The organism is Chromobacterium amazonense (genome assembly GCF_001855565.1).
In the GTDB taxonomy this organism is placed as follows: domain Bacteria; phylum Pseudomonadota; class Gammaproteobacteria; order Burkholderiales; family Chromobacteriaceae; genus Chromobacterium; species Chromobacterium amazonense.
In genome coordinates, this window is sequence record NZ_MKCR01000007.1 from 1 (window position 1) to 20,661 (window position 20,661).

A 20,661-nucleotide genomic window follows, 5' to 3' on the forward strand; every position below is an offset into this window, starting at 1 on the left:
GGGGCTGACGGTGAAGATAGGCTGGGAGCAAGGCGGGCATTTCCTGCGCGACGCCGACGGCAATTTCGTCATGCGCAATGGCGACAAGGTGTTTATCGATGGGCGCTGGAAATTCCGCACCGTGCCGGTTCCGGAATACACCGCCAAGCAAAGGCAACACTTCGACATCCATTTTCTGCCGGGCGATCAGGTGATGGTGAAGCTGAGCGATATTTTTCCCGAACACAAGGACTACCGCCCTGCCTACCCGGAAGAGAAAAAGGAGGCAGCGCGATGAGCACGAACAATCCGGCACCCTACCCGACGGGACAACGCGCCCTGAGCGCCCGCGAACAACTGCAGCGGGCGCAGGCGCTGTCCTGCGTCAACGGCGCGCAGCAGGCCAAGTGCCAGGGGCAGGTCCACCTGGCGCTGTTCTTCGACGGCACCGGCAACAACATTAATCTGGATTATTACCAGGCGCCGGCGGGCAAGCAGAAGCCCAGCAATATCGCCCGTCTGTTTCTAGCGGCGCGAGACAAGCCGCAAGATGGTTATTTCGCCTCCTATATGCCTGGCGTCGGCACGCCTTTCCCGGAGATCGGCGATACCGGCGGTCTTGCCGGACTGGCTGGCGGCCAGGGGGGCGAGGCTCGCATCCTGTGGGCTTTGACCCGCCTGCTCAATGCCCCACATCGTTACGCCACCGGGGGCGCGCTACTGCTGGATGACGGCATGGCCAAAAATGTGTGCGACACCGCAAGCGGAGGGTTTGGCGGAGTGGTGCGCAAGCTGATCATGCGCAACTGGCAGCAAAAGCTGCAAGCGGCGCTGAAAGGCCGCAAGCCGGAAGTGACGCAGATCAATCTGTCCGTGTTTGGTTTCTCCCGAGGCGCAACCGAGGCGCGCGCCTTTGTCAACTGGCTGTATCAGTTATGCAAAGAGGAAAATGGCGGCTGGACATTCGCCGGCATTCCGCTGCGCACCCAGTTTCTGGGCATCTTCGATACCGTGGCGTCCGTCGGCAATGCGCAAGCCCTTCCTGGTCGCCTGCCATTCACCGGCCATATGGCTTGGGCGGACGGCAACCTGGCCATCCACCCGGCGGTGGAGCAATGTGTCCATTTTGTCGCCGGCCATGAGGTGCGCGCCTGCTTCCCGCTGGATTCTGTGCGCCACGGCAATGCCTACCCTGGCAATGCGCTGGAAGTGATGTATCCCGGTTCGCACTCGGACGTGGGCGGCGGCTACGCCGCGGGCGAGCTGGGCGTGTCCCTGGCGCAGGATAGCCAGATGTGCGTGATTCCAGGCCGGCGCATGTATGACGCGGCACGTCAGGCTGGCGTGCCTTTGAGAACCTGGGACCAATTGACGGACAACGTGCAAAAGTTGCTGACTCCGTCGCCGCAGGCGATCAAGGATTTCAACGCCTATCTGCGCGACGCCAAGGTAGCGCCCGGACCGGTGGAGAAAATGCATGAACAGCATATGGCGCTATATCTGAGCCATCGTTTCAAATATCGTCGCACTTTCTCGCAGCACCAACCTTACCGCACGGCCAACGCCACAGATAAGGCCGGCTTGAAAGCCACCCAGGATTCGCTGCTTAAGAGTTTAGGACGTTTATATGCTGGCGATCCAATGGCGGCTGATTTTGACCCCCAACGCGCTGCTGTCAGAAAAGATCAAAACTATGGCCGTGTGTTGTTGCCTGCCGAAGGCGGCACGAGGGAGACCACGCCAAGAATAGTGGCGGCACAATTGGACCTGCGCCGTTTGACGCCTGCCATAGAACATTTTCTGGAAAACTATATCCATGACTCAATGGCGGGGTTCATGGGGGGAGCGGAGGCCTATCTCAACTCGGGCCTGCTGAAGTTCCGCACCGTATTCAAAGGCGAGGAGTAAGCCTTATGAGGAACTGGACGAAATTGAACTCGCGCCCTTACAAACTTTTGCTTGCCTTGCCGCTATTTCTGGCTGCCTGCGGAGAAGAAAACACCGCCGTCAGCTACCTGGCGGTCAATCACACCGATAAACCCATAGATTCGATCACCATCAACGATCAGGGCGGCATTCTGAATGTGGATGCGATGGGAGGGGGAGGGGCGGACGTTTGCTGCGTCACCGTGCCAAAAACCTGGCGTCCGGGGCTGACGGTGAAGATAGGCTGGGAGCAAGGCGGGCATTTCCTGCGCGACGCCGGCGGCAATTTCGTCATGCGCAATGGCGACAAGGTGTTTATCGATGGGAGCTGGAAATTCAGCACCGTGCCGGTTCCAGAATACACCGCCAAGCAAAGGCAGCATTTCGACATCCATTTCCTGCCGGGCGATCAGGTGATGGTGAAGCTGAGCGATATTCTGCCTTGGCATCCTGACTACAGGCCGATCTACCCGATAGAAAAGAAAGCGGCTTCGCAGTGATGATTGCGCATCCACTCAAGCCGAAGCGCCATTAAGGAAGGTCTGAACAACCTGCCACGCAAACAGAAATGCAATTTCTCGCGGGGGCTTCGGTTGCATTAGACCTACGGAAGGTCTGAACAAGTCTCCAATCTTCCCGTAAACTGACTCCCCCTCAGTCAGATCCAGGACGCCAGCATGCGACAGCAGATGACCTTCACCGATCTCGAACTCGCCGCTAAGAAGAAGCGCACCCGCCGCGAAATCTTTCTGACAGAGATGGATCAGGTCATGCCTTGGGCGCAGCTCGAAGCCGTCATCGATCCAGTGTATCCCAAGCCTGGCAACGGTCGCCGCCCCTACCCGTTGTCCGCCATGCTGCGCGTCTACTGCCTGCAGCACTGGTACAGCCTGTCCGATCCCGCCATGGAAGAAAGCCTGTACGAGATCGCCTCCATGCGCCAGTTCGCCGGCCTCTCCCTGGACGCCGTCCCGGACGAAACCACCCTGCTGAACTTCCGCCATCTGCTGGAAAAGCACCAGCTGACCCACGCTCTGTTTACCGCCATCCACCAGCATCTCTGCGACAAAGGGCTGATGTTGAAGCAAGGCACCATCGTCGATGCCACCCTGATCCACGCGCCCAGCTCCACCAAAAACGCTCAGGGCGAGCGCGATCCGGACATGCATCAAACCAAGAAGGGCAATCAGTGGTACTTCGGCATGAAGGCCCATATCGGCGTCGACGCCCAGTCCGGCTTGGTGCATCACGTGGCCGGCACCCCCGCCAATGTGGCGGATGTCACGATGGTCGATCAGTTGTTGCACGGCGAGGAAATCGATGTGTTTGGCGACGCCGGCTTTGCTGGCGTGCACAAGCGAGCCGAACACCAATCGCGAGCGGTGCGTTGGTGGATTGCGATGAGGCCCGGCCAGCGCAAAGCGCTGACCGATTCAGCCGACGACCGGCAGATCCAGCTGGGCGAAATGGTCAAAGCCAAGATTCGGGCCAAAGTGGAGCATCCGTTTCGGGTCATCAAGCAGCAGTTTGGCTACCTGAAAACACGCTACCGCGGCTTGAAGAAGAATACCGCGCAACTGATGACGCTGTTTGGGCTGGCCAACATCTGGCTGGCGCGAAAGGCCTTGCTGGCGGCGAGTTGAAAGGGCGGATGGCCGGAAGCATCCGGTCATCCTCATGGCGCGCGATCTAGAATTGGTAGGTCTAATGCAACCGAAGCCCCCGCGAGAAATTGCATTTCTGTTTGCGTGGCAGGTTGTTCAGACCTTCCCTACCAATTCTAGATCGCGCGCCATGAGGATGACCGGATGCTTCCGGCCATCCGCCCTTTCAACTCGCCGCCAGCAAGGCCTTTCGCGCCAGCCAGATGTTGGCCAGCCCAAACAGCGTCATCAGTTGCGCGGTATTCTTCTTCAAGCCGCGGTAGCGTGTTTTCAGGTAGCCAAACTGCTGCTTGATGACCCGAAACGGATGCTCCACTTTGGCCCGAATCTTGGCTTTGACCATTTCGCCCAGCTGGATCTGCCGGTCGTCGGCTGAATCGGTCAGCGCTTTGCGCTGGCCGGGCCTCATCGCAATCCACCAACGCACCGCTCGCGATTGGTGTTCGGCTCGCTTGTGCACGCCAGCAAAGCCGGCGTCGCCAAACACATCGATTTCCTCGCCGTGCAACAACTGATCGACCATCGTGACATCCGCCACATTGGCGGGGGTGCCGGCCACGTGATGCACCAAGCCGGACTGGGCGTCGACGCCGATATGGGCCTTCATGCCGAAGTACCACTGATTGCCCTTCTTGGTTTGATGCATGTCCGGATCGCGCTCGCCCTGAGCGTTTTTGGTGGAGCTGGGCGCGTGGATCAGGGTGGCATCGACGATGGTGCCTTGCTTCAACATCAGCCCTTTGTCGCAGAGATGCTGGTGGATGGCGGTAAACAGAGCGTGGGTCAGCTGGTGCTTTTCCAGCAGATGGCGGAAGTTCAGCAGGGTGGTTTCGTCCGGGACGGCGTCCAGGGAGAGGCCGGCGAACTGGCGCATGGAGGCGATCTCGTACAGGCTTTCTTCCATGGCGGGATCGGACAGGCTGTACCAGTGCTGCAGGCAGTAGACGCGCAGCATGGCGGACAACGGGTAGGGGCGGCGACCGTTGCCAGGCTTGGGATACACTGGATCGATGACGGCTTCGAGCTGCGCCCAAGGCATGACCTGATCCATCTCTGTCAGAAAGATTTCGCGGCGGGTGCGCTTCTTCTTAGCGGCGAGTTCGAGATCGGTGAAGGTCATCTGCTGTCGCATGCTGGCGTCCTGGATCTGACTGAGGGGGAGTCAGTTTACGGGAAGATTGGAGACTTGTTCAGACCTTCCCTAGGTTTGCATGGTGGTGGAACCTGCTGATCTTTGGCTTGCTAATTGTGCCTGGCGATGGCGTGCCGCAAATTCCGCTGGCGGTATCCGGCCAATCGATCCATGGGGACGGACTTGATTGTAATCGTCCCGCCACGCGGAGATGATCTGCCTGGCCTCCGCCAGCGAATCAAAGACATGCTCGTTCAGGCATTCGTCGCGGAGTCTGGCATTGAAGCTTTCGATGTAACCATTCTGCATCGGCCGGCCTGGTTGAATCAGGATGTGGCGGATGCCGCGGCTTTGCGCCCAGCCCATGAATGCCCGACTGGTGAACTCCGGCCCATTGTCCGTCCGGATCGCTGACGGATAGCCGCGAAATTGCGCCGCCTGATCCAACATCCGCGTGACGTATTGACCGGACATCGAGAAATCCACCGCAATCTGCACCGCTTCGTGGCTGAAGTCATCGGCGACCGTCAGGCATTTCAAGCGCCGACCACTGGCTAACTGGTCGCTGACAAAATCCATGCTCCACACCTCATTCCACTGTGTAGCGGCTTGCAGCGGCGTGCGCACGCCGGTCAGCTTACGCCGACGGTTACGTCGTCTAACCGCCAGACCTTGTTCGCGATACAAGCGGTACACCCGCTTGTGGTTGATGCCCGGAAACTCTGCGCGCAACAGGTCATACACTCGCCGATAGCCAAAGCGGCGGCGCGTGTGGGCGATATCGATGATGCGGGCGGTCAGCCGATGCGTGAATGCATCGGTTTGCGGCGGATGTCGCCAGGCGTCTCGAGAAAGCCCCACAAGCCGGCAAGCGCGGCGTTCCGACAATGCCAGTCCGCTGCTTAGCATGATGCGGATGGCCTGCCGCTTGGCTTGCGGGGCTAGCGCTTTATCCCGAAGGCGACCTTGAGAGCTTCGATATCGAGGTGGGCTTCGGCCAGCAGCTTCTTGAGCCGGGCATTCTCGGCTTCCAGATCGCGAGCGCGCTGCAATTCCGCGACGTTCATGCCGCCGTATTTGCTTCGCCATTTGTAGAAGGTGGCTTCAGAGAAGCCTCCCTGGCGGCAGACCTCCTTGATGGCCATGCCGAGTTCGGCCTGCTTGAGAAAGCCGATGATCTGCTCTTCGGTGTATCTGCTCTTCTTCATATCCGTCATTTTCCTTCAAGTGACAGACTTCTCTCTACTTTTGATTGGTAGGAGCTGAGGGGAGCAGATCAGCAGACCTATAGCGATGCCGCCATTCAATTCTGCCTGACCATCAAAAACCTGTTTGGACTGGCGTTGCGGCAGACCATCGGTTTCATGCAAAGCCTGCTCAAGTTGGCGGGTCTGGACTGGAGCGTCCCAGATTACAGCACGCTATCCAGGCGGCAGCAGACGCTGCAGGTCAAAATTCCCTACCAGAAAAGTGCTGGCGCGCTGCATCTGCTGGTCGATAGCACAGGCATCAAAATGCTGGGCGAAGGTGAATGGAAAACCAAGAAACATGGCGCGGAATATCGCCGGCAATGGCGCAAGGTGCATCTGGGCATCGATGCGGAAACCCTGCAAATCCGCGCCATCGAGGTAACCGACAACCGCCAGAGCGATGCGCAAATGCTACCTTCGCTATTGACGCAAATCCCGGCTGATGAGCCGATAGGCTGCGTGAGCGGCGATGGGGCTTTTGATACCAAGGCGTGCCATGAGGCGATTGCCGCGCGGGGCGCGATCGGGTGCATTCCGAGCCGCAAGAATGCGAGACCGTGGAAAGGAAGTGTGCTGGGAGTGCTGGCGCGGAATGAGATTCTGCGGACCACCAAGCGACTAGGCCGGGCGATCTGGAAGCGTTGGAGCGGCTACCATCGCCGCAGCTTGGTGGAAACCAAGATGTATTGCTTTAAACGGCTTGGCGAGAGGGTGATGGCCCGGCGTTTCGATGGTCAAGTGGCAGAGCTGCAAGTACGTGCTGCCATCTTGAACCGCTTCAGCATGCTGGGCCGGCCGTGCACGGTGCCGGTGGCGTAAATCCGTTTGGGGAAAGGGGAAACTCGTCCTGTTCAGGATCTGTGCAACAGCGCCGTCTTAAGGTCAAGCGCCCAAGCGGCCCAGAAGCTGGCGCGAAACCCATCCTTCACAGCAGCAGACGCCCGGCCGTGCTTACCCGACACCCCAACCCAGGCCCGCTTCGGCGCATAAGCGCTTGATCAGACGAGGAGTTATCTTACTTACAGCAAGGCAAAATGTCTCCCGCCTTATTCGATCAAGCGCATGTGGGCGCGCACCCAGTTGCGATCTTCCGCCTCGAAATGCCACCACTCGGTGGCGATGGCGCGAAAACCCGCCGTCTCCATGCAGTTTCGCAGCAGCAGGCGGTTGGCCAGTTGCGCCGCGCTCAAGCTCCCGGCGGCGCGCATCGCGGCTTCGTGCCGCGGCTGCGCCAGCTCGGTGAAGTCGTCGAAGCCGGTGCCCATGTCGAGTTCGCGTCCGGCTTCGTCTTCCAGGGTCAGGTCCACCGCCATGCCGAAGCTGTGAATGGAGCCGCGCGCCGGATCGGCCACGTACACCCGCTGCGGCGTATCCTTGACGATGTCCCACAGCACGCGCTGCACCCGCCCGGGACGCAGCGCGTCGAAAATCCGCAGACGGTGTCCTGCCTGCCGCCGCGCCAGCTCCGCGGCGGCCTGCGCCAGCTTGGCAGCGGCATCGCGGTGCAGCCGCGCTGGCTGCGCCGCGCCATACAGATTGCGTCCGACGAAGTTGTCGGCGCTTGCATAGCGCAGATCGAGGCGGACGCCGGGCAGCCCGTCTATCGGGACGTATTCCGGGTAGCTATCCAGCGCTTCCAGCTTGGTGGTCGCCGACATGGCGTCTCCTCTCTCCGATGATCCATCGCAAACCTGCAGTTGGACGCGATATGCGATACTCGAATGACAATCCGATACCGGCTTGAACTGACATGATAGCCCGGACCGATAAAACCAGAACAGGAAAGCGGACATGCTTCTTCCCCGCCCTTTGCGCCCATTCTTGCTTGCCGCGCTGCTGGGCAGCGCCTTGCCTGGCTCCGCCCTGGCAGCCAAACCGCTGGTCTTCTGCGCCGAGGCCTCGCCCGAGGGGTTCGACCCCGCGCTATGGGACAGCGCCACCACCTACAACATCACCAAGCCGGTGTTCCAGGGGCTGGTGGAGTTCCAGCGCGGCGGCGTGACGCTGCGCCCCGGCCTCGCCGAACGCTGGGCCGTATCGGCCGACGGCCTGGAATACACCTTCAAGCTGCGCCGCGGCGTGCATTTCCACCAGACCGACTATTTCACGCCGCAGCGCGATTTCTCCGCCGATGACGTGGTGTTCACCGTCAACCGCTGGATTCGGCCGGAGCTGCCGTTCAACCAGGCTTTCAAAACGCCGCTGACCGGCCCGGATGGTTATGGGCTGGCCAAGATGATCGAATCGGTGCAAAAGCTGGACCAGCATACGGTGAAAATCCGGCTGAGGGAGCGCAACGCCACCTTCCTCACCTTCTTCGCCATGGGCTTCGCCGGCATGCAGTCGGCCGAATACGCTGAGCAATTGCTGCAAGGCGGCAAGCCGCAGCAGATCAACCAGCTGCCCATCGGCACCGGCCCTTACCGCTTCAAGAGCTATGCCAAAGATTCGACCATACGCTATGAGGCCCATCCGCAATACTGGGGCCATGCGCAGAAAACCCGCAGCCTGGTGTTCGCCATCGTCGCCGACCCGCAAGTGCGCCTGCAGAAGCTGAAGGCAGGCGAATGCCAGGTGGCGGCCGCGGTGCGCGAGTCGGACCTCGACACGCTGGCGGCGGACAAGCGCATCAAGATCGCCTCCACCGGCGCCAGCAATATTTCCTATCTCGCCTACAACCTGAAGCGGCCACAGTTCGCCAAACGCGAGGTGCGGGTGGCGCTGGACATGGCCATCAACCGCGACGCGCTGTTCAAGGCCATGTTCCCCAAGGGCGGAGCGATCCAGGCTATCAATCCGTATCCGCCATCGATCTGGAGCTGGAACCCGAAAACGCGCAACGAATACAACCCGGCCAAAGCCAAGGCCTTGCTGGCCCAGGCCGGCTATCCCAACGGCTTCACGGTGAATCTGTGGGCGCTGCCGGTGCAGCGTCCCACCAATCCCAACGGCAAGCTGATGGCGCAGATGATCCAGCAGGACTGGGCCAAGATAGGCGTCAAAGCCAATATCCAGAGCTACGAATGGGGCGAGTACCTGAAGCGCGCCGCCGCCGGCGAACACGATGTCTATATGTCCGGCCTGACCAGCAATTCCGGCGACCCGGACGACTTCCTGTGGAACAGCCTGTCCTGCAGCGTCAGCAAGGGCGGCCAGCGCTTTTGCGACGCCGAATTCGACAACTTGCTGCAGCTGGGCCGCCAGACCACCGATCAAAAGCAGCGCACGCGCTACTATCTGAAGGCGCAGGAAATCTTCAAGTACCAGCGGCCATGGATCACCATCGCCCATTCGCGCATCTATATTCCGCTGCGCAACAATGTGCAGGGCTTCATCATGAATCCGAATGGCTCTTTTGATTTCGAGGACGTATGGCTCAAATGAATCCCGCCTGGCCCTCCAGCTTCAGCAGCCATCGCTACCAGGCGCTGACGGACGGCCCGCGCTTGATCGTCACCGGCGCGGTGCACGGCAATGAAGTGTGCGGCGCCGTCGCCATCCGCCGCCTCATGGCGGAGCTGGAACAAGGCGCGCGATCACTCGTCCGCGGCATGCTGACTCTGGTGCCGGTGGCCAATCCGCTGGCCTACCAGCTGGGCCAACGCGGCGGCGAGCGCAATCTGAACCGCAACCTCGCGCCCCAGCCCAGCCCGCAAGACTACGAAGACCATGTCGCCAACTGGCTATGTCCGCTGCTGGCCGAACATGAAGCGCTGCTCGATCTGCATTCGTTCCAGTCGCCGGGCCAGCCCTTCGTTTTTCTGGGGCCGCAAGATAACGCAGGCACGCTGGAGCCGTTTTCGCATGCGGCAAAAGAGGAAGCGCTGGCGCGATGTTTGGGGGTGAGCCGCGCCATGGATGGCTGGCTCAGCACCTATGCCTTGGGTGTGGAGAGACGTCAATCGGCAGCGCTGGGCGACGCGCGGCAACGCGCGCTGAACAGCGACGTCCGCTACGGCGTGGGCACCACCGAATACATGCGCAGCCAAGGCGGCTGGGCGCTGACCCTGGAGTGCGGCCAGCACGACGATCCGGCCGCGCCGGAAGTGGCTTATCGCGCCGTCGTCAACACGCTGGCGCATCTGGGCATGATCCGCTCGCCGGCCCCGGCGCCGCAAACGCTGCAAGGATTGAGCCTGTATGAGGTAGTGGACAAACAGCACGACGCCGACCGTTTCGTGCGCGACTGGGCCAGCTTCGATCCCGTGCGGCGCGGCGAAACCATCGCCGTGCGCGCCGATGGCAAAACCTTGCTGGCGCCGGAAGACGGCTGCATCGTGTTTCCCAGCCCAGGCGCGCCGCCAGGGCAAGAGTGGTTCTACCTGGCTCGGCCTTCGGCCAGATGGTAAGCGCCAAGGGCGCGAGACTTACGCGACAAACAAGCTGCCTCGCTCCGCAACAATGGTGTGCACCTCTGCGCCGGCGCAGCGGAAGCGGACTCGAAAAGGCCGCATGCGGCCCAACAGCCCGCTTTTCCCAGTCGGCGCCAGCGTCAAGCAGCCGGCTTGCCAGTCCAGCGCCTGCACCTCGAATTCGGTGAAATCGACAAAACGGCCCAACAAGGGGTGAATCGCTTTATAGCCGGCTTCCTTCGCCGAGAAAATCAGCGTCTCCGCCAAGGTATCGTCGCGCTGTCCCAGCCAGGCCTGTATTTCTCGCTCCGTGCAGCAAAGCGACCTTATGCTCCGCGCCGCGCTAGGCCTGGCCAGTTGCTCGCTATCCATGCCCAAGGCCGCATAGTCGCTGGAAAATGCCGCCACCGCATAAGCCGCCTCGCCGTGATGGGTGATGGAGCCGACCAAGCCATCAGGCCACAGCGGCACGCCCGACTCCGCGCGCCCGACCGCGCCATTTGGATAGCCCAATTCCACCAAAGCCCGCTCTGCGCACAGCCGCCCGCCCAGGAAGGACAACTGCCGCTTGCGCACGGCGCGGGCCAGCGCGGCCGGCAAGATCGCCGCCAAATCCAGCTCCGCCAGCGCCCGATCCAGCGCGGCCAGCGAGATGCCGCAACCCGCGCTCCCGGCCAGCTCATGCGGCGCGTCCAGCCAGCAACCAGCCAGCTTGTGCTGGGCATCCGGCAGCCCGCGTTGCAAACTTTGCGTGATGCTAAAATCATGTCGATCCGTCAACGCAATACCCATTGGCTCCTTATCCTTGCAAAATCCGACAAGACCGCTGTCAACGTAAATTTGTCCCCATCATCGCTGCAGCGTACCACTGTCGCCAGCGATGGCGGCGCTTCACCCCCCTCGTCGCCATGACAAAACGGGGAGCCGCTTGCGCGACTCCCCGTTTGCGAAGATCAGACTCGAACCAGACTTAACGGTACGCGCTGGCATCCGCTGTCAGCATAGGCCGATGGCCATCGGCCGGCGTTTTGCCATCCACCGCCATCATCACCGACAAAGCGGTGATGGTGATGATAGAGAAGAAAAACACCTGGCGCGCCCAGGCCCGGTCGTCGGTTTCCCGCTTGTAGCCGGACAGCGCCATCTTCAGCCACCACAGGCTGGTGGCACAGGCCACCGCCAGATAGCCGTAGCCGGCGTAGCCGCCGAATACCAGCATCACGGTCGCCGCGGCGAAGGCCAGTATGTACAGGACAATCTGCTGCTTGGCGCTGGAAATGCCGCGCACCACCGGCAACACCGGAATGCCGGCCGCCTCGTAGTCCTTGAAGCGGAAGATGGCAATCGCGTAGGAGTGCGGCATCTGCCACAGGCTGAACATCAACAGCAGGATAGCCGCGCCCATGTCGAAGCGGCCGGTGACGGCGCAGTAGCCGGCCACCGGCGGCACCGCGCCGGACAGGCTGCCCACTACGGTGCCGTACACCGAGTTGCGCTTCATGTACAGGCTGTACACGCCGACATAGATCACGAAGCCGAACAGCACCCAGCCGAAGGCCAGCGGATTGGTCCAGCGCCACAAGATGGCGAAACCGGCCAGCCCCAGCACGATGCCGTGGGCCAGCGCCGCCTTGGTGCTCATCGCGCCGGTGACCAGCACCCGTTTCTGGGTGCGGGTCATCTTGGCGTCGATGTCCTGGTCGATGCAGTTGTTGATGGCGCAGCCGGAGGCCACGACCAGCACCAGACCGCTCACCGTGGCCAGCAGCAGCCACCAGTCAACCGGCCCCTGCGCCGCCAGCAGAAAACCGCCGACGGCCGAGATCAGGTTGCCGAAGATGATGCCCGGCTTGGTGACTTGGAGATAGCGTTTGAGCTTCAAATCGGCTTTCCTCAACCCCGCCTCAGCGCATCATCAGCGCGTCGGCGGAGTAGATGATCCAGATCGACAGGCCGACCAGCAGCACGATCACCATGCCGGTGAACAGGAAGGAGAAGGTATTGAGCTTGCCTTCCTTGCTGAAGTCCAGGTGCAGGAAATACTTCAGCTGCACCACGATCTGCACCACCGCCAGGGCGAAGATGCCGATCAGCGTGGCCTGCTTGGTGAAGGCGCCGCCCATCACCATCCAGAACGGGATGACGGTCAGGATCACGGACAGAACGAAGCCGACCAGATAGCCCTTTACGCTGATATGGCTAGCGTTGTCATGAGAATGGCTGTGGCTCATCACATGGCTCCTTTCAGGTAGACGACGGTGAACACGCAGATCCACACGATGTCGAGGAAGTGCCAGAACAGAGACAAGCAGTTCAGGCGGGTCATGGCGCGGCTGGTCAGGCCAGTCTTCACCACTTCCAGCATCATCACGCCCATCCAGATCAGGCCGGCGGTCACGTGCAGGCCGTGCAGGCCCACCAAGCCGAAGAAGGCCGACAGGAAGGCGCTCTTCTGCGGGCCGTGGCCCTCGGCGATCAGGTGATGGAACTCATTGATTTCCAGACCGATAAACGCCGCGCCGAACAGGAAGGTCACCGCCAGCCAGCCCAGCACCGCGGATTTGTTGCCCTTGTGGCCGGCGATCATGGCAAAGCCGTAGGTGATGGAGGACAGCAGCAGGGCCGCGGTTTCCACCAGCACGTATTGCAGATCGAAGATTTCCTTGCCGGTCACGCCTTCCGCCACATTGCGGAACAACACCGCATAGCCCGCGAACGCCGTCGCGAACAAGATGCAGTCGGTCATCAGGTAGAACCAGAAGCCCAGGACAGTCTGCTCGCTGCTGTCGTGGTGGCCGTGGTCCTCATGCGCGCCATGCGCTTGGTTTACATAAGTCGTCATGTCAGATCCAGCCTGTTACGCGATCGTGGTCGGACGGGCAGCCTTTTTCGGCTTGGCCTGATCACGCTCGGTATAGTTGTCCACATCGATGCCCAGCTGTTCGAAGCGGGCGCGCTCGATGGCTTCCACTTCGTCCGGCTGCACGTAGTAGTCCAGGTCGTTGTCGTAAGCGCGGGCCAGCATGCTGCCGAGGATGCCCACCAGGCCAACGATGGCCAGCCACCAGATGTGCCAGATCATCGCAAAACCGAACACGGTGGCGAAGGCGCCGATGAAAACGCCGACCGAGGTGTTCTTCGGCATGTGGATAGGCTCGTACGACTTCGGCACAGCGTAGGCCACGCCCTTTTCCTTCATGTCGGTGAAGGCGTCGATGTCATGCACCTGCGGCAGCTTGGCGAAGTTGTAGAACGGCGCCGGGGAGGAAGTGGACCACTCCAGGGTGTGGCCGTTCCATGGGTCGCCGGTTTCGTCCTTCAGTTCCTTGCGCTTGATGACGCTGACCACGATCTGCAGCAGCTGGCAGCCGATGCCGCAAGCGATCAGCAGCGCGCCGAACAGGGCGATGTTCAGCCACGGCTCAAACGCCGGGTTGGTGGTGTAGTTCAGGCGACGGGTCATGCCCATGAAGCCCAGCACGTACAGCGGCATGAAGGCGAAGAAGAAGCCGATCTGCCAGAACCAGAACGATGCCTTGCCCAGCTTAGGCTCCAACTTGAAGCCGAACACCTTGGGGAACCAGAAGGTCAGGCCGGCCAGGTAGCCGAACACGGCGCCGCCGATGATGGTGTTGTGGAAGTGGGCGATCAGGAACAGGCTGTTATGCAGCACGAAATCCGCGCCCGGCACCGCCAGCAGCACGCCGGTCATGCCGCCGATGGAGAAGGTCACCATGAAGCCCAGTGTCCACAGGATCGGGGTTTCAAAGCGCAGGCGGCCCTTGTAGATGGTGAACAGCCAGTTGAACAGCTTCACGCCGGTCGGGATCGAGATGATCATGGTCGCGATGCCGAAGAAGGCGTTCACGTTGGCGCCGGAGCCCATCGTGAAAAAGTGGTGCAGCCAGACCATGAAGCCCAGGATGGAGATCGCGCCGCTGGCGTAGATCATGGACTTGTGGCCGAACAGGCGCTTGCCGGCAAAGGTGGACACCACTTCGGAGAAGATGCCGAAGGCCGGCAGAACCAGAATGTAAACCTCGGGGTGGCCCCAGGCCCAGAACAGGTTCAGGTACATCATGGCGTTGCCGCCCGCTTCCGCGGTGAAGAAGTGGAAGTCCAGGTAGCGGTCCAGCGTCAGCATGGCCAGCGCGCCGGTCAGGATCGGGAAGGAGGTGGCGATCAGCACGTTGGCCCAGGTGCAGGTCCAGGTGAAGATCGGCATTTCCATCAGCTTCATGCCCGGAGCGCGCATCTTGATCACGGTCACCAGGAAGTTGATGGCCGTCAGCGTCGTCCCCAAGCCTGACAGCTGCAAGGCCCAGATGTAGTAATCCACCCCCACGTCAGGGCTGAATCCCAGCTCGGCCAGCGGAGGATAGGCCACCCAGCCGGTGCGGGCGAAGTTGCCCACGCCCAGCGACAGGTTGACCAGGATCACGGCGGACACCAGCAGCCAGAAGCTCAGCGAGTTCAGGAAGGGGAAGGCTACGTCGCGCGCGCCGATTTGCAGCGGTACCACGATGTTCATCAGGCCGGTCATGAACGGCATCGCCATGAAGATGATCATGATCACGCCGTGGGCGGTGAAGATCTGATCGTAGTGTTCCGGCGGGAAGATGCCGTGGCTGCCGCCGGTGGCGACGGCCAGCTGGGTACGCATCATCAGCGCGTCGGCGAAGCCGCGCAGCAGCATGATCATGGCGACGATGATGTACATCACGCCGATTTTCTTGTGATCGACCGAGGTCAGCCACTCATTCCAGAGATAGCCCCACTTGCCGAACTTGGTGATGAGCGCGAACAGCATCAGCCCGATCAGGCCGGCGCCGCCCAGCGCCCCCATGATGATGGGCTCATGGTACGGAATCGCGTCCAGAGTCAGTTTACCTAACCACATTAATCGTTACTCCTTGACGACCGGCGGGGTGATCGCGGCGCACAGTTCTTTGGTCATCCTGGCCAGCTTGATAGCGTCGTCGCTATCGGCCAGCGAGGGGCGTGCAGCCATGTACTTGTGCTGCACGGCTTCGAACAGATACGGCGTGCTGGACGAGTAGTAAGCCACCGGATTGTTCTCGCTCGGCTTCAACAGCTGCAGGTAGGCCTGGGGATCCAGCGCCTTGCCGGAAGCCTTGACCTTGGCGACCCAGGCGTCGAACTCGGCCGGCGTCTTGGTGGCGATCGCGTTGAACTTCATGCCGGTGAAGCCCGCCCCGCTGTAGTTGGCGGAGAAGCCCTTGTAGATGCCCGGCTCGTTCGCCAACAGATGCAGTTGGGTCTGCATGCCGGCCATGGCGTAGATCTGGCCGCCCAGCTGCGGGATGAAGAAGGAGTTCATCGTTGCGTCGGAAGTGATCCGGAAGCTCACCGGCACATTGGCCGGGAACGCCAGTTCATTGACGGTAGCGATTTGCTGCTCGGGATAGATGAACAACCACTTCCAGTTCAGCGCCACCACCTGCACCTGGATCGGCTTCTGGTCGGAATCCAGCGGACGGTAAGGGTCCAGCTTATGGGTGGTGTGCCAAGTCAGCGTCGCCAGGAAGGCGATGATGATGCAGGGGATCAGCCAGACTACCAGCTCGATCTTGGTCGAGTGCGACCACTTCGGCTCGTAAGCGGCGTCCTTATTGCTGGCGCGATATTTCCAGGCAAAAACCAGGGTCATCACGATCACCGGAATGACGACCAGCAGCATCAGCGCGGTTGCCGTGATGATCAGGGACTTCTGCTCGGCAGCGACCGGGCCCTTGGGGTCAAGGATACCGCCTTGACATCCCGAGAGCAGCAGAGCGACGAGCGGAGAAAGCCCCCACAACAGGCGGGAGGGTCTATGGTTTCTCATCTTACGACTTTACGGGTTAAAAATCCTTCAACGCGCCGATGCGCAACAGGCGTTGCGAGCCATGCTCCAACGCCAGCGAAATGTCCAGCAGGCGGGTTCCGCCCTCCTCTCGGGGATCGGCAACGCCGCCAAGCGAAACAACAGACTTTCAGGGCTCGCGGATTCCGCGAATCACCGGCGCGCATCCGTTTCCACGGCGGAAGCGGGCCGGAGGAAGCCGCTCAAGAAGCGCTTCCCGTGATGAGGTGACAGCTGAAAACCCACTGTCCGGGTGAACGCCGGGATACGGCGCGGGAAGACAGGCATTCGGCAAACACAAACATCGATTCCGACCCGGCCCTGCTGCGGCAAATCGTCGCAGGACACGCGTCGAGCGGCCGTATTAGAAACAGTTTTGCCTGATATTTCAAGGGGATTGACCCAGATCAATGACAGCTGCCGGCAAAATATGCAATTCGATTGATTACTATCAATGTCGCCCGTCGGCAAAATCTATAATGCAGACAATGATTTAGGACATCGTCCTTGACAAAGCCAGACGACGCTTGGCGTTGCAATCTGTTACAAAATTATTTTGCCGAATATAGCGCACTGCAGCTGCGCACAGGCTGTGCGCCTGCATGATGACGCCATGGGCCGTGAAAAATGCAAAAAGCCGAATCAAAATGATTCGGCTTTTCCGTATTTGGTTGCGGGGGCAGGATTCGAACCTACGACCTTCGGGTTATGAGCCCGACGAGCTACCAGACTGCTCCACCCCGCGTCAGGAGAGAACGCATCATAATCCGCCTGCAGATTGGCGTCAAGACATTTTTATCTCAATGTATAAAATCAGCGGCGGAGCTCAATGAAACAACAGGGCGGCAAAAGCCGCCCTGTCGAGCACCACCGCTGGCAAGCCCCTGTGCGCCTTGGATCAAGCTTTCGGCGGGGCTTTGTCGTCCGAATTACTTCTTCTCTGCGCGCGCCTTGGCGATCAGCTCATTCAACACCTGGGTCATGCGCTCGGGCGTGCTGGTCACCAGCACGTACTTGCCGTTGACGATGATCGTGGGCGTGCCCTGGATCTGGTAATCGCGGGTGATCTTGGCCGCGCGCGCCACTTGGGCGTTGATGCCGAAAGAGTTGTAGGTCTGCAGCAACTTGGCACTATCGATGCCCTTTTGCTGCTTGACCCACTTGGTGAACTCGGCCGGGTCGGCCAGATTGATGCGCTGCTTGATCTGCGCGTCGAAAGCCGGGCGATGCAGCTTGTCGAACGTACCGGTTGCCTTGAAGGTGGCGAACATGCGGGCGAAGCCTTCCATGGACTTCTGCCACACGATCTGCTCCTTGCGGAAACTCACATCGGCCGGCTGCGTCTTGGCCCAGGCGTTCATCGCTGGATCATCGTCGTAGCAATGGATGCAGTGATAGGAGAAGAACTCGATCACTTCGACTTTCTTCGGATCCGCCACCGGCTGAGGCGTGCTCAGCATGGTGTAGTCCTTCCCCAGTTCGATCGCCGCATTGGCCAAGCTGCTGGCCGCCAGCAGCATTAACAACAACCATTTCTTCATCTTGTTTTCCCGTGTATGGATTGTTCGACTACTCGGCCTTCACCACGCTGGCGGCGATGCCGTTTTGCTTCAATTGCGCGCGCAGGCGGTCCACCTCGTCCTGACGGCTCAGCGGCCCGACGCGCACTCGATGCACCATCCCCTTGTCCGGCACGCTGACCGACTGGATCTTGGCCTCTACGCCCAGCAGCGCCAGCTTGGCCTTCAAGTTGTCGGCCTCGTCCTGATTCTGGAAGGCGCCGAGCTGCAGATAGACCTTTTTGGCCTGCGCCGATGACGAAGGTTCCCCCGCCTTGGCGTCTGAGGTCACCGCATCCACCTGGCCTGGCAGAATCTTGTAGAAATCGAAGCGCTGGTCGTTGCCGTCATGCTTGGCCTGGGCCGGCGGCGCGGCAGGCTTGGGCTTGTTCTCATGCGTGGCCGCGCCCGGCGGCGGCAAGGGGACCGCTTCGGTCGAATCCAGCGTGGCCTGCGCGCTGGACTGCGCGGGATGCGGCGGCGGCGCGGACGCCGTGGCGGAAGCGGCCTCGGAGATGCGCGTGCCCGGCGCCAGTAGTTCGGTCGGCGGCTGGGAGGTTTCGGCCTTGGCCTGGTTCTTGGTCTGGAACGACGCCGGGGAGCGGTTGAGATACATCGCCAGACCCACGGCCACCGCCACGCCGATGATCAGGCCGATGATCATGCCCGCCATCATGCCGCCCCCGCCGCTGCGCGAAGAGGAAGACGAATTGCCGCGCCCGCGCGACGGACGAGGGGAATTTTTCAGATCTCGATTAGCCATTCACCACTACCGCTATTGTTGTCGAACGGATTGCCATCATGCCATCCGGTTGATTGATCAAATATCTTCACGCGCCAGGCGCCGCAGCTGAATCGCCTGCAAAACATGATTGCGGCTTATGCGCTCCGCGTCCTGCAAATCGGCGATGCTGCGCGAAACCCGCAGTATCCGATGATAAGCGCGTGCCGACAAGCCGAGCTGCTGCAGGGCCTTGGCCAGAATCGCCAGCGCGTCGGCATCCGCGCCGCAGTGCCGCTCCAATTGCTCGCCCTGCAGCGCCGCATTCAGCACGCCCTGCCGGCGCCACTGCCTCTCGCGGGCCTGCAGCACCCGTCGCCGCACCGACTCGCTGCTCTCGCCGGCCGATGCGCTCAACAACTCCTCAGCAGTCAGCGCCGGCACCTCCACATGCAGGTCGATGCGGTCCAGCAAAGGCCCGGAAATTTTACCGCGATATCGCGCAACCTGCTCCGGCGTGCAGTGGCAGCGTCCGGAGGGATGGCCGTGATAACCGCAAGGACAGGGATTCATCGCCGCCACCAGCTGAAAGCGCGCCGGGAAGCTCGCTTGTCGCGCCGCCCGCGAAATATGGATGACGCCGCTCTCCAATGGCTCGCGCAACACTTCCAGCACCTTGCGGTCGAATTCCGGCAACTCGTCCAGAAACAGCACGCCGTGATGCGCCAGGCTGATTTCGCCAGGCCTGGGGTCGCTGCCCCCGCCGACCAGCGCCACCGCGGAAGCCGTGTGATGCGGCGCGCGAAAAGGCCGGGCGCGCCAGCTGGCGGCGCGGAAGCCCTGCGACGCCAGCGACTGCACCGCGGCGCTTTCCAGCGCCTCCTCCGCCGACAAGGGCGGCAACAGGCCCGGCAGGCGCGACGCCAGCATGGACTTGCCGGTGCCGGGCGGCCCCATCAGCAACAGGCTGTGGCCGCCGGCCGCGGCGATTTCCAAAGCGCCGCGCGCAACGGACTGGCCTTTGACATCGGCCAGATCGGGATAGTTCGGCAACATGCCGAAGGCGGGAGCGGCAACCGGCTCCAAAGGCTGCAGGCCATTCAGATAGGCGCAGGCCTGCAGCAGCGACGCCACGCCGTAAATCCGCGCGCCCTCGGCCACTGCGGCTTCCGCTGCGCTGTCCGCCGGCAAAACGAAAGCGCGGCCCGCGGCGTGGCATTGGCAGGCCATGGCCAGCGCGCCGCGCACCGGCCGCAATTCGCCGCCCAGCGCCAGCTCGCCGGCGAACTCGTAGCGGGTGATGTCGTCGCACTTGATCTGCCCAGACGCCTGCAGGATGCCGATGGCGATGGGCAGATCGAACCGGCCGGAATCCTTGGGCAAGTCGGCCGGCGCCAGATTGACCGTGATGCGGCGCGCCGGAAATTCGAAGCCGGAAGTCTGGATGGCGGCGCGCACGCGCTCCCGGCTTTCCTTCACTTCCGCTTCCGGCAAACCAACGATGTTGAAGGCAGGCAAACCGTTGGCCAGATGCACTTCCACCGCCACCTCCGGCGCCTGCATGCCCTGCAAGGCTCTGCAATGCAACACGGCCAGCGTCATGTACAGGTTCCCCCTTGGCGGCGGGTATGGCATCCGCCGCGTTTGAAGCGCACATGCGGCAGCCTCCCGGCAAGCCGCCGTCCAATCCGGCCTTCACCGCGGAGGATGACAGCCGTGCCTATTCTGCCCCTCTCAGGAGTGGCCGAGTTCCGACTGCGCTTCGGCCTTGGCGGCTGACTCCTCCGGAAACACCTGGCTCTCCAGGCGGCCAAGACGGGACTCCAGCGCCGCCAGCTGCTCGCGGGTGCGGGCCAACACGGCCTGCTGCACATCGAACTCCTCGCGCGTCACCAGATCCATTTTGGAAAAAGTGGAGGCCATCATGGCGCGGATGTTTTTTTCCAAATCCTTGGCCGGGCTGGCGGCGATGGTTTCGCTGATCTTGGCGCTGATTTCGTCAAACAGTTTCTGGCTCAACATGCTCGCGGCTCCTGCGGTTGCTTGATATCAAGCGGAGTGTAGCAAAAAGCGCCGCGGCGCTCCCGCTTTCCTGTCCGCTCGGCCCATCTACGTCCCTTGCGGCTAGACGCGCACAGCCGCCAGACACCGCTTGCGATGCGACGCACCATAACGGTGCAGGCAAGTCCGCTGCAGCGCACAAATACAGTGC

General features: G+C 61.4%; 19 protein-coding genes, 1 tRNA gene and 1 pseudogene. 7 read left to right on the plus strand and 14 right to left on the minus strand.

What is annotated here, in order from left to right; genetic code table 11:
- The 4 genes from BI343_RS05350 to BI343_RS05365 form a co-directional block, all read left to right on the plus strand.
- On the plus strand, positions 1-277 hold a 277-nt coding region (locus BI343_RS05350; RefSeq protein WP_139165654.1), incomplete at its 5' end, for a DUF3304 domain-containing protein.
- Positions 274-1,887 carry a T6SS phospholipase effector Tle1-like catalytic domain-containing protein gene (locus tag BI343_RS05355; RefSeq protein WP_083340823.1) on the plus strand — a complete coding sequence of 538 codons (1,614 nt, stop codon included), beginning with the start codon at positions 274-276 and terminating at the stop codon, positions 1,885-1,887. The genes BI343_RS05350 and BI343_RS05355, both read left to right, overlap by 4 nt.
- Positions 1,888-1,892: 5 nt before the next feature.
- Positions 1,893-2,405 (plus strand): DUF3304 domain-containing protein, encoded by a 513-nt coding sequence (locus BI343_RS05360; RefSeq protein WP_071108956.1) that lies wholly within the window; start codon positions 1,893-1,895, stop codon positions 2,403-2,405.
- Between the two features lie 177 nt (positions 2,406-2,582).
- Positions 2,583-3,548, plus strand: coding sequence for an IS5 family transposase (locus tag BI343_RS05365; RefSeq protein WP_083340712.1), 966 nt, complete (start codon positions 2,583-2,585; stop codon positions 3,546-3,548).
- Positions 3,549-3,735: 187 nt separating this feature from the next.
- Here the strand turns inward: BI343_RS05365 and BI343_RS05370 are convergent, their stop codons facing one another.
- Positions 3,736-4,701 carry an IS5 family transposase gene (locus BI343_RS05370; protein WP_083340712.1) on the minus strand — a complete coding sequence of 322 codons (966 nt, stop codon included), beginning with the start codon at positions 4,699-4,701 and terminating at the stop codon, positions 3,736-3,738.
- 69 nt (positions 4,702-4,770) lie between these two features.
- Positions 4,771-5,909, minus strand: a protein-coding gene (locus BI343_RS05375; RefSeq protein ID WP_422614097.1) for an IS3 family transposase whose coding sequence is annotated in 2 segments (ribosomal slippage) — positions 4,771-5,654 and positions 5,654-5,909 — 1,140 coding nt in all. Because the reading frame shifts where the segments join, the coding sequence is not laid out codon by codon here.
- 72 nt (positions 5,910-5,981) lie between these two features.
- Between BI343_RS05375 and BI343_RS05385 the strand changes: the two are divergent.
- Positions 5,982-6,770, plus strand: a pseudogene (locus BI343_RS05385) (IS5 family transposase); the annotation flags it as partial.
- 227 nt (positions 6,771-6,997) lie between these two features.
- Here the strand turns inward: BI343_RS05385 and BI343_RS05390 are convergent.
- The gene (locus BI343_RS05390; protein WP_071108958.1) at positions 6,998-7,609 is read right to left on the minus strand and encodes a M15 family metallopeptidase; all 612 of its coding nucleotides are present in this window, start codon (positions 7,607-7,609) and stop codon (positions 6,998-7,000) included.
- Positions 7,610-7,742: 133 nt separating this feature from the next.
- Between BI343_RS05390 and BI343_RS05395 the strand changes: the two genes are divergently transcribed.
- Both BI343_RS05395 and BI343_RS05400 read left to right on the plus strand, forming a co-directional pair.
- A complete protein-coding gene (locus BI343_RS05395) occupies positions 7,743-9,335 on the plus strand; it encodes an ABC transporter substrate-binding protein (protein WP_071108959.1) in 1,593 nt (530 codons plus the stop codon).
- The gene (locus tag BI343_RS05400) at positions 9,332-10,300 is read left to right on the plus strand and encodes a M14 family metallopeptidase (protein WP_071108960.1); all 969 of its coding nucleotides are present in this window, start codon (positions 9,332-9,334) and stop codon (positions 10,298-10,300) included. The genes BI343_RS05395 and BI343_RS05400 overlap by 4 nt, the downstream gene beginning before the upstream one ends.
- 18 nt (positions 10,301-10,318) lie before the next feature.
- Here BI343_RS05400 and BI343_RS05405 read toward each other — a convergent pair whose 3' ends face one another.
- The 11 genes from BI343_RS05405 to BI343_RS05455 all read right to left on the minus strand — a co-directional run bounded on the left by BI343_RS05405 (position 10,319) and on the right by BI343_RS05455 (position 20,471).
- Positions 10,319-11,095 carry a 4'-phosphopantetheinyl transferase family protein gene (locus BI343_RS05405; protein ID WP_071108961.1) on the minus strand — a complete coding sequence of 259 codons (777 nt, stop codon included), beginning with the start codon at positions 11,093-11,095 and terminating at the stop codon, positions 10,319-10,321.
- A 178-nt stretch (positions 11,096-11,273) separates the two neighbouring features.
- Complete coding sequence (gene cyoE / locus BI343_RS05410) at positions 11,274-12,185, minus strand: heme o synthase (RefSeq protein WP_071108962.1); 912 nt, start codon at positions 12,183-12,185, stop codon at positions 11,274-11,276.
- Positions 12,186-12,207: 22 nt separating this feature from the next.
- A complete protein-coding gene (gene cyoD, locus BI343_RS05415) occupies positions 12,208-12,534 on the minus strand; it encodes a cytochrome o ubiquinol oxidase subunit IV (protein ID WP_071108963.1) in 327 nt (108 codons plus the stop codon).
- Positions 12,534-13,145, minus strand: coding sequence for a cytochrome o ubiquinol oxidase subunit III (gene cyoC, locus BI343_RS05420; protein WP_043620263.1), 612 nt, complete (start codon positions 13,143-13,145; stop codon positions 12,534-12,536). Before cyoC ends, cyoD begins: the two co-directional genes overlap by 1 nt.
- A 15-nt stretch (positions 13,146-13,160) precedes the next feature.
- The gene (cyoB, locus tag BI343_RS05425) at positions 13,161-15,203 is read right to left on the minus strand and encodes a cytochrome o ubiquinol oxidase subunit I (protein WP_043620261.1); all 2,043 of its coding nucleotides are present in this window, start codon (positions 15,201-15,203) and stop codon (positions 13,161-13,163) included.
- Between the two features lie 6 nt (positions 15,204-15,209).
- The gene (gene cyoA, locus BI343_RS05430) at positions 15,210-16,151 is read right to left on the minus strand and encodes a ubiquinol oxidase subunit II (protein ID WP_043620258.1); all 942 of its coding nucleotides are present in this window, start codon (positions 16,149-16,151) and stop codon (positions 15,210-15,212) included.
- A 686-nt stretch (positions 16,152-16,837) separates the two neighbouring features.
- A tRNA-Met gene (locus tag BI343_RS05435) sits at positions 16,838-16,914 on the minus strand.
- Between the two features lie 184 nt (positions 16,915-17,098).
- The gene (locus tag BI343_RS05440) at positions 17,099-17,710 is read right to left on the minus strand and encodes a thiol:disulfide interchange protein DsbA/DsbL (RefSeq protein ID WP_071108964.1); all 612 of its coding nucleotides are present in this window, start codon (positions 17,708-17,710) and stop codon (positions 17,099-17,101) included.
- A gap of 28 nt (positions 17,711-17,738) precedes the next feature.
- On the minus strand, positions 17,739-18,491 hold the full coding sequence (locus tag BI343_RS05445; RefSeq protein WP_071108965.1) for an SPOR domain-containing protein: 753 nt from the start codon (positions 18,489-18,491) through the stop codon (positions 17,739-17,741).
- A gap of 57 nt (positions 18,492-18,548) precedes the next feature.
- Positions 18,549-20,051, minus strand: coding sequence for a YifB family Mg chelatase-like AAA ATPase (locus tag BI343_RS05450; protein ID WP_071108966.1), 1,503 nt, complete (start codon positions 20,049-20,051; stop codon positions 18,549-18,551).
- 132 nt (positions 20,052-20,183) lie between these two features.
- Positions 20,184-20,471 (minus strand): accessory factor UbiK family protein, encoded by a 288-nt coding sequence (locus BI343_RS05455; protein ID WP_043620243.1) that lies wholly within the window; start codon positions 20,469-20,471, stop codon positions 20,184-20,186.
- Positions 20,472-20,661: the final 190 nt, after the last annotated feature.